At 34.9% G+C, this 12,562-nt stretch carries 20 protein-coding genes and 1 other RNA gene; 1 reads left to right on the top strand and 20 read right to left on the bottom strand.

What is annotated here, in order from left to right; all coding sequences use genetic code 11:
- Nucleotides 1–21 precede the first annotated feature (21 nt).
- A complete protein-coding gene (locus tag AC23MB_RS02715; protein ID WP_313030211.1) occupies nt 22–231 on the bottom strand; it encodes a hypothetical protein in 210 nt (69 codons plus the stop codon).
- A gap of 12 nt (nt 232–243) precedes the next feature.
- Nucleotides 244–1,218, bottom strand: coding sequence for a ribonucleotide-diphosphate reductase subunit beta (locus AC23MB_RS02710; protein ID WP_079667232.1), 975 nt, complete (start codon nt 1,216–1,218; stop codon nt 244–246).
- Nucleotides 1,219–1,638: 420 nt separating this feature from the next.
- Between AC23MB_RS02710 and ssrA the strand changes: the two genes are divergently transcribed.
- Nucleotides 1,639–2,038: a transfer-messenger RNA gene (gene ssrA / locus AC23MB_RS02705) on the top strand.
- A gap of 49 nt (nt 2,039–2,087) precedes the next feature.
- Here the strand turns inward: ssrA and AC23MB_RS02700 are convergent.
- The 18 genes from AC23MB_RS02700 to rplE all read right to left on the bottom strand — a co-directional run bounded on the left by AC23MB_RS02700 (nt 2,088) and on the right by rplE (nt 12,557).
- Entirely contained in the window at nt 2,088–2,762 is a 675-nt protein-coding gene (locus tag AC23MB_RS02700) for a hypothetical protein (protein WP_487786463.1), read from the bottom strand.
- A 20-nt stretch (nt 2,763–2,782) separates the two neighbouring features.
- Nucleotides 2,783–4,153 carry a DUF4403 family protein gene (locus AC23MB_RS02695; protein WP_487786462.1) on the bottom strand — a complete coding sequence of 457 codons (1,371 nt, stop codon included), beginning with the start codon at nt 4,151–4,153 and terminating at the stop codon, nt 2,783–2,785.
- Between the two features lie 97 nt (nt 4,154–4,250).
- On the bottom strand, nt 4,251–4,757 hold the full coding sequence (gene rplQ / locus AC23MB_RS02690) for a 50S ribosomal protein L17 (RefSeq protein ID WP_313214974.1): 507 nt from the start codon (nt 4,755–4,757) through the stop codon (nt 4,251–4,253).
- Between the two features lie 8 nt (nt 4,758–4,765).
- Nucleotides 4,766–5,761, bottom strand: coding sequence for a DNA-directed RNA polymerase subunit alpha (locus AC23MB_RS02685; RefSeq protein WP_079667199.1), 996 nt, complete (start codon nt 5,759–5,761; stop codon nt 4,766–4,768).
- 31 nt (nt 5,762–5,792) lie between these two features.
- A complete protein-coding gene (rpsD, locus tag AC23MB_RS02680) occupies nt 5,793–6,401 on the bottom strand; it encodes a 30S ribosomal protein S4 (RefSeq protein ID WP_487786461.1) in 609 nt (202 codons plus the stop codon).
- Nucleotides 6,402–6,420: 19 nt separating this feature from the next.
- The gene (gene rpsK / locus AC23MB_RS02675; protein WP_487786460.1) at nt 6,421–6,810 is read right to left on the bottom strand and encodes a 30S ribosomal protein S11; all 390 of its coding nucleotides are present in this window, start codon (nt 6,808–6,810) and stop codon (nt 6,421–6,423) included.
- A 15-nt stretch (nt 6,811–6,825) separates the two neighbouring features.
- The gene (gene rpsM, locus AC23MB_RS02670) at nt 6,826–7,203 is read right to left on the bottom strand and encodes a 30S ribosomal protein S13 (protein ID WP_079667197.1); all 378 of its coding nucleotides are present in this window, start codon (nt 7,201–7,203) and stop codon (nt 6,826–6,828) included.
- Between the two features lie 16 nt (nt 7,204–7,219).
- Nucleotides 7,220–7,336: a 50S ribosomal protein L36 gene (rpmJ, locus tag AC23MB_RS02665; RefSeq protein ID WP_007839480.1), complete on the bottom strand. Its 117-nt coding sequence runs from the start codon at nt 7,334–7,336 to the stop codon at nt 7,220–7,222.
- 44 nt (nt 7,337–7,380) lie between these two features.
- A complete protein-coding gene (gene infA, locus AC23MB_RS02660) occupies nt 7,381–7,596 on the bottom strand; it encodes a translation initiation factor IF-1 (protein WP_079667196.1) in 216 nt (71 codons plus the stop codon).
- Between the two features lie 6 nt (nt 7,597–7,602).
- Nucleotides 7,603–8,985, bottom strand: coding sequence for a preprotein translocase subunit SecY (secY, locus tag AC23MB_RS02655; RefSeq protein WP_079667195.1), 1,383 nt, complete (start codon nt 8,983–8,985; stop codon nt 7,603–7,605).
- Nucleotides 8,986–8,996: 11 nt separating this feature from the next.
- Complete coding sequence (gene rplO / locus AC23MB_RS02650; RefSeq protein ID WP_313214977.1) at nt 8,997–9,446, bottom strand: 50S ribosomal protein L15; 450 nt, start codon at nt 9,444–9,446, stop codon at nt 8,997–8,999.
- 70 nt (nt 9,447–9,516) lie between these two features.
- Complete coding sequence (gene rpmD, locus AC23MB_RS02645) at nt 9,517–9,699, bottom strand: 50S ribosomal protein L30 (RefSeq protein ID WP_313030173.1); 183 nt, start codon at nt 9,697–9,699, stop codon at nt 9,517–9,519.
- A 10-nt stretch (nt 9,700–9,709) separates the two neighbouring features.
- Entirely contained in the window at nt 9,710–10,225 is a 516-nt protein-coding gene (gene rpsE / locus AC23MB_RS02640; RefSeq protein ID WP_079667192.1) for a 30S ribosomal protein S5, read from the bottom strand.
- Nucleotides 10,226–10,245: 20 nt separating this feature from the next.
- On the bottom strand, nt 10,246–10,599 hold the full coding sequence (gene rplR, locus AC23MB_RS02635) for a 50S ribosomal protein L18 (RefSeq protein WP_079667191.1): 354 nt from the start codon (nt 10,597–10,599) through the stop codon (nt 10,246–10,248).
- Between the two features lie 11 nt (nt 10,600–10,610).
- The gene (rplF, locus tag AC23MB_RS02630; RefSeq protein WP_313030168.1) at nt 10,611–11,156 is read right to left on the bottom strand and encodes a 50S ribosomal protein L6; all 546 of its coding nucleotides are present in this window, start codon (nt 11,154–11,156) and stop codon (nt 10,611–10,613) included.
- 18 nt (nt 11,157–11,174) lie between these two features.
- Nucleotides 11,175–11,573, bottom strand: a complete 399-nt coding sequence (rpsH, locus tag AC23MB_RS02625) for a 30S ribosomal protein S8 (protein ID WP_079667189.1) — start codon at nt 11,571–11,573, stop codon at nt 11,175–11,177.
- 159 nt (nt 11,574–11,732) lie between these two features.
- Nucleotides 11,733–12,002, bottom strand: a complete 270-nt coding sequence (gene rpsN, locus AC23MB_RS02620) for a 30S ribosomal protein S14 (protein ID WP_027383308.1) — start codon at nt 12,000–12,002, stop codon at nt 11,733–11,735.
- Between the two features lie 3 nt (nt 12,003–12,005).
- Nucleotides 12,006–12,557, bottom strand: a complete 552-nt coding sequence (gene rplE / locus AC23MB_RS02615) for a 50S ribosomal protein L5 (protein ID WP_313030165.1) — start codon at nt 12,555–12,557, stop codon at nt 12,006–12,008.
- Nucleotides 12,558–12,562: the final 5 nt, after the last annotated feature.

The following is a 12,562-nucleotide window of genomic DNA, read 5'->3' as shown; positions in this document are numbered from 1 at the left end:
AACATTTAAAAGGAAAACTTATTAGACTCTATTTTCAAATAAATATATTAAATGATCTAATTTTCCACTTAGTTTTTCAACCTCTAATTTTAAATTTCTAACATTCTCTTCGAGTTGTTCTTTGTTCACATCAATACTTGTTGGCATATCACTATAAATATTATCAAGTCTTTGATTAATGGTTTCAAGACCTTCCTCATGCTTATTTAGCAAATCAATAATTTCTTTCATTAAAAATAAATTTTAAAACAAATCGTTAGCAGTAATCGACTTGTCATGCTTAGTATAATCTACAGGTCTTTTTGCAAAGAAATCGTCCATAGAGTTTGCGAATACTTCCTCCTCGAACCAAACCATTGGTCTGTATTGTTCTGGAGAAACATCGTAACGTGTTTTCATACCGATTTTTTTAAGAGAATCGTCAACACGGTATTTCATAAAGTTAAGAAGATCTTCTTTTGAAAAGTTATCCAATTCACCTTGCTCAAAAATCCAATCAAGAATTTCTGCTTCCAACGCGATAGACTCATCCACTAAAGTGTAAATATCTTCGATGTCAGAATCTGTTAAAAGATTTGGTTGCTCCTCTCTGATTTTGTTGATTAAATAAATACCAGCATTAGCGTGAATTTGCTCATCAACAGACGTCCAAGCAATAATGTTAGACACATTCTTCATGAATCCTTTGAATCTTGTAAACGACAAAATAATCGCAAACTGAGAGAACAATGATACGTTTTCAATCAAAATCGAAAACAACAACAAAGAAGAAACATATTCTTTCGGCGTTGTAGAATTAGCGTGTTTAAGAACGTTTGACAAAAAATCAATTCTTTTCTTAACTGCAGGAATTTCTACAACGCTGTTAAACTCTTCGTTGTACCCAAGCACTTCCAACAATCTAGAATAAGCTTCTGAATGACGGAATTCACACTCCGCGAAAGTTGCTCCCAAACCATTAAATTCAGGCTTTGGCAAGTGGTTGTAAAGATTTCCCCAAAATGTTTTAACCGAAACTTCGATTTGAGCAATTGCTAAAAGCGCATGTTTAACCGCAATTTTTTCATGTGGCGCCAATTGAGAATGAAAATCTTGAATATCTGCAGTAAAATCTACTTCTGAATGAACCCAAAATGATTTGTTAATCGCTTCCACAAATTGCAAAATCTCTGGATACTCAAATGGTTTGTAACTAACTCTTTTATCGAAAATGCCCATAATTCTTTAACTTTTTATTCGCGTTTTATACTTTCTAACAGTGATTTATTTCCTTTATAAACACTTATTTGTTTCAATTTCAATAATTTAGAAAATATGATTTTGAAACAAATCGGTCTTACAAAAATAGAAATTGAAAGTCTAAAAAGAAAATGCAAAAGCCCCGAAAACTCGAAATTTAATGTTAATGTTTGAAAAAGTTTTCCACAGAATTCACCAAGCTTTGATTAACAATAGGTTAGCAAAATCTTAATCTCTTTTTATCCACAATGATGCTTTCAACTATTAAACAAAAATATACATCATATTGATATTCAACAATTTAAAAACAAACAGGAAGCGGTGTGTTGATATAAAATAAGAGAGCTTAAAATTTAGAAAAAAAGACGAGATAAAATTCGTATCTTTGTAGACAAACTTGGGGTTGACTGGTTTCGACAGCAAGACCAATGTGTAAGTAAGCATGCAGAGAACCGTAGCGCGATCTCTTTAATCCCTTGCTACAAAATTTTAACTGGCAACGAAGAGTTCGCTCTTGCAGCTTAATCCGAAGTTTAGTAGGTTCTGAGCGCTTTCCTGAAGATAGTAAGGAAGCAAGATGTCTCACCAATGTTCTGTTCTGCGACGTTGGATTCTGGGGCATAGGAATGCGGAAATAAGGTTTTGGAAGCTTCGTCCAAAACACGAAAATTTTAGAAGATAAGATGTAGGTTGGGTGTTTGCTCTCTGCCTATGTTCGAAAACCAATAGCAAAATAAGCATGTAGAAAGCTTATGTATTGCTTGTTTGGACGAGGGTTCGAATCCCTCCAACTCCACAAAAAAACCTCTGAAGAATCAGAGGTTTTTTTATTTCTAATATCTAATAAATTATCTATTTAAAAGTGAGACAATTAACTTTTTAGTATTAAAATCAAAGTCATTAGAAATTACATTATCATTAATTGACTTTTTCTTATCCGGAAATAATTCAATAAGTTTTTTCTTATTCTTAGGAAATTCCACAAATTTTCCGTCCTCCAATTTCAAATAATATTGATCTGGCTCTTCTCTAAATCGATTCGGTTGATCTTTATCAAAAGAAGATGCCGCATATTCACCTTTCTTAAATGTCTTGGAAATTTTACGATATGCACTTACCTTATCACCTTTAATATATTCAAACAAATAAGATTTCGTCGATTTATTCTTATATATAATATCTCCCAATACAACAAATTCCTTTGTTGACGGAAAATAAACAGGGCTGTACCAATCTTCTTTGCCCATCAATAGCATTTGTCCATTCTGAAGAAACTCAAACTGATCTAGGCTAGCATTATATCTAACACTAGTCAACTTTTCAGAAGTTCCAACTTTAGCTTCCGAAAAAAGATCATTGTTTATGTAAGGAATACCTTCTGTTCCTAAATCAGTTTTAAATCCATCTTTCAAAAAAATACTTTGAGCATTCAAACTCATATTTTGGATGTGCAACGGCGCGGCTTCCTGAGCAAATATTAAAACTCCCGAAAGAGATAAAAATGAAATAAAAATATTCTTCATGATTTTTTCTTTTAAATATACTAAAAATTCAGTCCCGAAATTAATAATTGTAACTTTGCTTTAGTATCGATGACCACAGTAATATAAGTCGGTGTTAAAATAAATTTACTTGGTTTAAAATCGACAACTTGACCCGATAATTTTAGTCCTGGAAAATACTCTTTATTAAAATTTTCTGTCAAGCTTTGTTTAGACGACGTTACCATGTCTTTCATAGGGATGCCATATTCTTGCTCCACCATTTTTCTAATCTTACCTTCGAACAAAACTGTCACAGCTTTTTGAAAAATGTTTTTCGTTTTTAAATTAAAATCTGTATTGGTTAAAACAATCTTTTGTCCGACTTCATCATAAGAAGCTTGTCCTTTAATAAAAGACGTTCCATGAACATAGCCCGAAGTCGTAATTTCTAAAACAATATTATCTTTTTCTGGATATACAGAAATGGCTTCTACTTTAACTTTTCGAGAAGAACTGCCAAGTTCGATTTCCTTATGTAAAAACTGTTTCTCTGCTAAAATACTTGCTTCATTAAAACTAATATTAGTTGTTGTCTGTAGCACAAAATCATCAGAAATATCAGGTTTAGAAATGTAATTAGGAACTTTTTTAACCAAAGCTGACGCAGACGGCACTTCGCCTACGAAAGTCTCAGAAAGAAGGCTAAGACCAACATTTGTCTTAATCTTATCTGCATAGACTTCAATGGGTTTTAAATATGTTCTTTGAGGCGTAATTTTTAACCAAGTATTATATTCTTGAGAAATATTAATTGGCTTTGCAAACTGATTCCAAGCAAGGACTAAGTAAGGTTGTAACTTAAAAGAATTTTTAATCTGTGCATCTATTAAAGAAGTGAATTTTGATTGTTGTTCTTTAAGTGTTGATTCAATAAAGTTTGCAACAGGGATCTTAACTTTTCCGTAATCGAGAACCGGCTTTTCTTTCCAAACAAAGCCTGCACTCTGCGTCGATGTGGTCAAACTCCAATCTGGATTAGTAGAAATTGACGAAACAAAATTCATCACTAAGTTAAAACTTGTATCTTTGTATAAGTAAACCCCCATTGTCCCGTAACCTTTTTCTGCCCAAATTTGTAATGGCACCGAAATCATCAATCGATTATTGGTTAAGGCTTTCAGCTTAATATCTGACAACTTGTTGACTTTAACTTTGAATTGGTCGTTATTGTTATCCGTAAAAGATTTGTCTTCGTAGATGGTTCCTATAACAGATTTATTAATGAGATTTTCAATTTCGGAAATTGGAAGTTGTATGGGAATACTAATATTGGACGGGATCTGTGGAAGATCGAGCTTTGGGTTAGTTGTTGTTTGGCTCCATCCCAAAACAAAACATAAACTATATAACCAGCTAAGGAAAAATTTCATTCAACTATTTTGAACAAAAATAATAGAATTCTAGTTACTACAAAAATTAAAAACGCCTTACAAAAGCAAGGCGTTTTTATTATGATCAAAACGAAGATTATTCTTCAGTTTTTTCTTCTTTAGAATCAGCAGCAGGTGTTTCTTCAACTTTCGTTTCAGCAACTGGAGCTGTTTCTTCTTTTTTAGTAGCAGGTTTTCTACTTCTTCTCGTTGTTTTTTTCTCTTCAGCTTTAGGGTTGTAAAGCTCGTTAAAGTCAACAAGTTCGATCATAGCAGTATCTGCACTATCACCAAGTCTGAAACCAGTTTTGATGATTCTTGTATAACCGCCATTTCTTTCAGCGATTTTTGGTGCTACAGTTCTGAAAAGTTCTGTAACAGCTTCTTTACTTTTAAGGTAAGAGAATACAGTTCTTCTGTTATGAGTTGTATCTTCTTTAGCTTTAGTAAGAAGAGGTTCAACGTAAGTTCTTAAAGCTTTAGCTTTAGCAACTGTAGTGTTGATTCTTTTATGTTCAATTAGGGAACAAGCCATGTTAGACAGCATTGCTTTTCTGTGCGGCGCCGTTCTACCTAAGTGATTGATTTTCTTTCCGTGTCTCATTGTAAGGATTATTTGTCAGCGTCTAACTTATATTTTGCAACATCAAACCCGAAATTTAGTCCTTTTGCGTGAACCAATTCTTCAAGTTCTGTTAAAGATTTTTTACCAAAATTTCTGAATTTCATCAAATCAGACTTACTGAAGGCAACAAGTTCTCCAAGCGTTTCTACTTCAGCCGCTTTCAAACAGTTAAGGGCTCTTACAGAAAGATCCATATCTGCTAATTTTGATTTAAGAAGTTGTCTTGTATGAAGTGTTTCTTCGTCATATTGGATAGATGCTTTAACAGCTTCCGTTTCTAGCGTAATTCTCTCATCAGAGAATAACATAAAGTGATAAATTAATATCTTAGAAGCTTCTGTTAAGGCATTTTGAGGTGTGATAGAACCATCAGTCTCAATATCCAAGATTAGTTTTTCGTAGTCTGTTTTTTGCTCTACACGATAATTTTCGATGCTATACTGTACTTTTTTAATTGGTGTAAAGATAGAATCTATTGCAATAGTACCAATTGGTGCATTGTTAGACTTGTTTTGTTCTGAAGGAACGTAACCTCTACCTTTTTCAATATTGAAAGTAATCTCAAAGTTAACGTCTTTAGTAAGGTTACAGATAACAAGATCTTGGTTAAGAACCTCGAAATTGTTGATACCTTTACCTAAGTCACCAGCCGTAATAACTTCTTGACCAGAAATTTTTACATTAACTTGCTCGCTAGATGGGTTTTCTGTTGTAGCCTTAAGACGAAGTTGCTTAAGATTAAGTATGATTTCAGTAACATCTTCGATCACACCTGGTATAGTCGAAAATTCGTGCTCTACGCCCTCTATTTTGATAGATGAAATAGCATATCCTTCCAGAGAAGAAAGCAAAACTCTTCTCAATGCATTACCGATTGTTAATCCAAATCCTGGTTCAAGAGGTCTAAATTCGAATTGACCTTTGAAATCTGTAGAATTAAGTAGGATTACTTTATCTGGTTTTATAAATGTTAAAATTGCCATAGTATGGTTGAGCAAAAATTTGAAAAAATTATTATTTAGAGTATAATTCGACGATTAACTGTTCCTTGATGTCTTCCGGAATTTGGATTCTTTCAGGAGCAGAAACGAAAGTACCTTCTTTCTTCTCGTCATTGAATTGTAACCACTCGTAGTTAATTTTAGATGCTAAAGAGTTAGCGATAACTTCTAGTGATTTTGATTTTTCTCTTACTGCAACTACATCACCAGCTTTTAATAGATAAGAAGGTATGTTAACCAACTCACCATTAACAGTGATGTGTCTGTGAGAAACTAATTGTCTTGCAGCAGATCTAGTTTTTGCATAACCTAGTCTGTATACAACGTTGTCTAGTCTAGACTCACATAATTGTAAAAGAACTTCACCAGTTACTCCTTTGCTTCTATCAGCCTTTTCGAAAAGGTTAGCAAATTGTCTTTCTAAAATACCGTAAGTATATTTAGCTTTTTGCTTTTCAGCTAACTGAATAGCGTATTCAGACTTCTTAGCACCTCTTCTTTTGTTAGGTCCGTGTTGTCCAGGCGGTTGGTTTTTTCTTTTTTCAAAGTTTTTATCGTCTCCGTAAATTGCTTGACCAAATTTTCTAGCAATTTTAGTTTTAGGTCCAATATATCTTGCCATTAGGGATAAATTCTAAAAATTAAACTCTTCTTCTTTTAGGTGGTCTACATCCGTTATGCGGCATCGGTGTAATATCAACGATTTCGCTCACTTCGATTCCTGAGTTGTGGATAGTTCTGATAGCAGACTCTCTACCCGCACCTGGACCTTTTACAAACACCTTAACTCTTCTAAGACCAGCTTCGTGAGCTACTTGAGAACAGTTTTCTGCTGCCATTTGTGCAGCAAAAGGAGTATTCTTTTTAGAACCTCTGAATCCCATTTTACCGGCAGATGCCCAAGAGATTACTTCTCCGTTTTTATTTGTTAAAGAAATGATGATGTTATTGAAAGAAGCTTGAATATGCGCTTCACCAATAGCCTCAACTTTTACTTTTCTTTTTTTAACAACTTTAGTTTGTTTTGCCATAATAAATTCTACAGATTATTTACTTGCTTTCTTTTTGTTAGCAACAGTTTTTCTCTTTCCTTTACGGGTTCTAGAATTATTTTTAGTTCTTTGGCCTCTTAAAGGTAATCCCAGTCTGTGACGTATTCCTCGTTGGCAACCAATATCCATCAATCGCTTGATGTTTAATTGCGTTTCAGATCTTAATTCTCCTTCAACTTTGATGTTGTCTGAGATATAACCTCTGATTAATGCCAATTCATCGTCATTCCATTCGTTGACTTTCTTGTCTTCGCTGATACCAGCGCTCTTCAAAATTTCTGAAGCCGTGCTTCTTCCTACACCGTAGATGTAAGTAAGACCGATAACGCCTCTTTTGTTCTTTGGTAAATCAATACCTGCAATTCTCGCCATAATTTAATAGTGGTTGTTAACCTTGTCTTTGTTTAAATTTAGGGTTCTTCTTGTTGATTACGAACAGTACACCTTTTCTGCGTACAATCTTGCAATCAGCACTTCTTTTTTTAATAGATGCTCTAACTTTCATTTGAGAGATTTTTCTTTTATATTTCTATTATTACATTTAGATAATTAGTATCTAAAAGTGATCCTTCCCTTAGTAAGGTCATACGGAGACATCTCCAATCTTACCTTATCACCAGGAAGCAGTTTGATGTAATGCATTCTCATCTTACCAGAAATATGGGCAATAAGGATATGCCCATTTTCTAGTTCTACTCGGAACTGCGCATTCGAAAGTGCTTCCGTAATAACACCGTCTTGTTCTATATGCTTTTGTTTTGCCATTTACAATTATTCTACATTTGTTGTTCTAGACAATTTTGACTGCATTAAACCATCGTAATGATGATTTAACAAATACGTATTGATTTGCTGAACTGTATCCAGGATCACACCAACCATAATTAATAGTGATGTACCACCGAAGAACAGGGCAAATCTATCTGTCTGAACAAACGCTCCGTGCACTATAGCCGGAAGGACTGCAAAGATAGATAAAAAAATCGCACCTGGCAAGGTAATTTTTGACAAAATGTCATCTAGGTAATCTGCAGTCTCTTTTCCAGGTCTTACTTTTGGTATCAAACCGCCATTACGCTTAAGGTCATCCGCCATTTGGTTAACTGGAATTGTGATTGCAGTATAGAAAAATGAGAAAATAATAATTAATAATGCAAACAATACATTGTATTGCCAACTAAAAACATTTTTGAATCCTGCCAAAAACGTATTAGACTCATCCACTTTTGTTAATAATCCTGGTACGAACATCAAAGCTTGTGCAAAGATAATCGGCATAACACCTGCTGCATTTACCTTCAATGGGATCCATTGTCTAGCACCTTGCATTAGGTTTCTGTTAACACCGCCTCTTGCCTGAGCACGACTTACATACTGAATAGGAATTTTTCTAACAGCTACTGATAAAATAATAGCTAAAAGAACTACTAACAACCAGAACAATACTTCTACTAAAATCATGATTGTGCCAAATCCACCTTTACCAGTCTGAGTTGAAAACTCTTGGATAAATGCAGTTGGAAGATCCGCAAGGATACCAACCATAATAAGGATAGAAATACCGTTTCCAATACCTTTATCTGTAATCTTCTCACCTAACCACATTGCAAAAACTGATCCTGCAACTAGGATAACAATACTTGGTAACCAGAACATAATAGAGTTAGGATCTATATAATAAGCTGATTGGAATTGTCCGTAAGGTAAAAAGAATTGTGTTACCGATGTTAAGTATGAAGGTGCTTGTACCAAACATACTGCAATCGTTAACCATCTTGTGATTTGGTTTAGTGTATTTCTACCACTCTCACCATCTTTCTGTAATTTTTGCAAATAAGGAATCGCCATACCCATCAACTGTACGATAATCGAAGCAGAGATGTAAGGCATAATTCCTAATGCCATAATTGATGCTCTCGAGAAAGCACCACCAGTGAATGATGAAAGTAAACCCAAAAGGCCGGCCCCTTGTTGGTTCCCGCCTTGATTTTGGTAATGTTGTAGAAGGTTGCCCACCTCTGCCATGTTAATAGCAGGAAGTGAAATATAAGAAGCGAATCTATACACAAGGACTAAAGATAGAGTTAAAATAATTTTATCTCTAAGCTCCTTTAGGCTCCAAATGTTTTTTAGTGTTTGTATAAATTCTTTCATTTGATCTTTTATTAAAGAGTGATTGCTTTACCTCCAGCTTTAGTAATAGCTTCTTCTGCAGACTTAGTAAACTTGTTAGCAGAGATAGAAACATTAGCTTTAAGGTCTCCTCTACCTAAAATTTTGATTAAGTCATTTTTAGAAGCTAAACCGTTAGCAACCAATACTTCTTTAGTGATCTCTCCAGAGATACCTTTTGTATCGACAAGATTTTGGATACTATCTAGGTTGATAGCTCTGTATTCTTTTCTGTTAACGTTTTTAAAACCAAATTTTGGCAATCTTCTTTGAAGTGGCATCTGTCCACCTTCGAATCCGATCTTCTCAGAATAACCAGCTCTTGCTTTTTGACCTTTGTGACCTTTGGTAGATGTACCACCTTTACCACTTCCTTGTCCTCTACCAATTCTCTTAGAGTTATGCGTAGATCCTGATGCTGGTTGTATGTTATTTAAATTCATTACGATTATGATTTTTAAAATTATAATGTAATGGCCTAGATAAAGACCATTACACTACGTATACATTGTATTATTTCTCTTCTTGAACTTCTAGTAAGTGACCTACTGCAGCAACCATACCTAAAATAGCAGGTGTTGCTTCGTGCTCAACTACTTGGTGAAGTTTTTTCAAACCTAATGCTTCAAGCGTTCTTTTTTGGGTTTTTGTTCTACCAATAGCGCTTCTTACTTGTTTTACTTTAATCTTTGCCATTGCTTATATATTAACCGTTAAACACTTTACTTAGGGAAACACCACGCATTCTAGCGATTTCTTCAGGTCTTCTGATGTCTAATAAAGCTTTGAAAGTTGCTTTAACCACGTTGTGTGGGTTAGAAGATCCTTTAGACTTAGATAATACGTCTTGTACACCAGCAGATTCTAGTACTGCACGTACTGCACCACCAGCGATAAGTCCTGTACCGTGAGATGCAGGTCTCAAGAAGATATCAGCACCACCATATCTAGCTGTAGTCTGGTGAGGGATAGTTTTGTTCATTACAGGTACTTTTACTAAGTTTTTCTTAGCATCTTCTACAGCTTTAGAGATTGCAGAAGCTACTTCCTTAGATTTACCTAATCCGTAACCAATAACACCATCTTCATTACCAACAACTACGATAGCAGAAAATCCGAATGCTCTACCACCTTTAGTTACTTTAGTTACTCTATTAACAGCAACCAGACGATCTTTTAGTTCTAATCCTCCAGGTTTAACTCTTTCTATATTGTCTAACATATTTTTCTGAATTTAAAAGATTAGAATTTAAGACCAGCTTCTCTAGCACCATCAGCCAAAGCTTTAACTCTACCATGGAATACGAAACCGTTTCTGTCGAATACGATGTTCTCGATACCAGCAGCGATAGCTTTCTCAGCGATTTTTTTACCAACTGCAACAGCAGCTTCAGTCTTAGTACCTTTAGCGTCAACACCTTTCTCACGAGAAGAAGCGAATACTAAAGTTTTACCCTCTTTATCATCTACGATTTGAGCGTAGATTTCTTTATTACTTTTGTAAACAGACAATCTTGGTTTTTCAGCAGATCCTGAAATCTTACCTCTAACTCTTCTTTTGATTCTGTTTCTCTTTTCAACTTTTGTTAATGCCATTTTCTTAAATTTTATGCAGATTTACCGGCTTTTCTTCTGATGATTTCACCTACGAATTTCACACCTTTTCCTTTGTAAGGCTCAGGTTTTCTGAAAGATCTGATCTTTGCAGCCACCATCCCAAGAAGTTGTTTATCGTGAGAAGATAGAGTAATAATAGGGTTTTTACCTTTTTCAGTCAAAGTTTCTACAGCAACTTCTTTTGGAAGTTCTACCACGATACCGTGTGAGAAACCTAGAGCTAATTCTAGTTTTTGACCAGAGTGAGAAGCTCTATAACCAACACCCACAAGCTCTAATTGCTTTGTAAAACCTGTACCAGCACCAACAACCATGTTATTGATAAGTGCTCTGTATAGACCGTGAAGTGCTTTATGTTGTTTAGAATCTGATGGGCGAGTTACTGTGATTACGCCATCTTTTTCTTCAATTGAAATTCCATCGGTTAACTCTTGAGTAAGTTCTCCTTTTGGACCTTTAACTGTTACAATACCATTGTTGTTAGTAACTGTAACACCAGCAGGAATTTCTATAATTGCTTTACCAATTCTTGACATTATTTCCTATATTAAAAATTAATAAACGTAGCAAATTACTTCGCCTCCTACTTTTTCTTCTCTTGCTTTTTTATCAGTCATCAACCCTTTAGAAGTTGAGATGATTGCAATACCTAGTCCGTTAAGAACTCTTGGAAGTTCTGCAGTACCTTTGTACTGACGTAGACCTGGTCTAGAAGCTCTTTGGATAGACTTGATAGCTGGTTTGCTAGTTTGTTTGTCATACTTTAAAGCGATTTTGATAGCTCCTTGAACTGAGTTATCCTCGAACTTGTAGTTAAGGATATAACCTTGGTCAAAAAGAATTTTCGTAATCTCTTTTTTGATTTTCGATGCAGGAATTTCCACCACTTTGTGGCCTGCGCTTTGTGCGTTCCTTACTCTAGTTAGGAAATCTGAAATTGGATCTGTTACCATTTCTTTTTTTAATTTATTGATTGGTTAATAACAGCTAGTTTTGAGTTTGGATTTCAGATTTCGGATATCAGATTCCAGACTATAGAAGTCTGTCATCTGACATCTTCTATCTTATATCTCGAAAAACCAACTTGGCTGTCTAGATTAATTTTTAGTTGATTACCAACTTGCTTTCTTAACTCCAGGGATAAGGCCATTGTTAGCCATTTCTCTGAAAGTTACTCTAGAAATCCCGAAAGTTCTCATGTAACCTCTTGGACGTCCAGTTAACTTGCAACGGTTGTGAAGTCTAACTGGAGAAGCATTTTTTGGTAACTTCTGTAGTGCTTCGTAATCTCCAGCTTCTTTAAGAGCTTTTCTTTTCTCAGCATATTTAGCTACAGTAGCTTCTCTTTTGCGCTCACGCGCTTTCATTGATTCTTTAGCCATGTCTTAGTTCTTTTTGAACGGTAAACCGAAGTGAGTTAATAATGCTTTAGCTTCTTTATCTGTCTTAGCAGAAGTAACGAAAGTAATGTCCATCCCTTGGATTTTCTTTACTTTGTCGATAACGATCTCTGGGAAGATAATTTGCTCAGTAATACCTAAGTTATAGTTACCTCTACCATCGAATCCGTCAGCTTTGATACCAGAGAAATCTCTGATACGTGGAAGCGCTGAAGATGTTAATCTGTCTAAGAACTCATACATTTTGTTAGCTCTAAGAGTTACCATTGCACCAACTGGCATACCTTTTCTAAGTTTGAAAGCAGCTTCATCTTTTTTAGATAAAGTACCAACAGCTTTTTGTCCAGTGATATTTGTTAATTCTTCTACAGCATAGTCAACAATTTTCTTGTCTTGCGTCGCTGCACCCAAACCTTGGCTAACAACGATTTTAAGTAACTTAGGTACTTGCATTACTGACTTGTACCCGAATTCTTCCATCATTGCAGGAACAATTTTGTCTTTATATGCTTGTTTTGGTCTTACGATATATTCCATTGTAA

Source organism: Soonwooa sp. T0.1_25 (assembly GCF_057652215.1).
The sequence above is the reverse complement of the archived record's forward strand: the minus strand, read 5'-3'. Positions and strand labels throughout refer to the sequence as shown.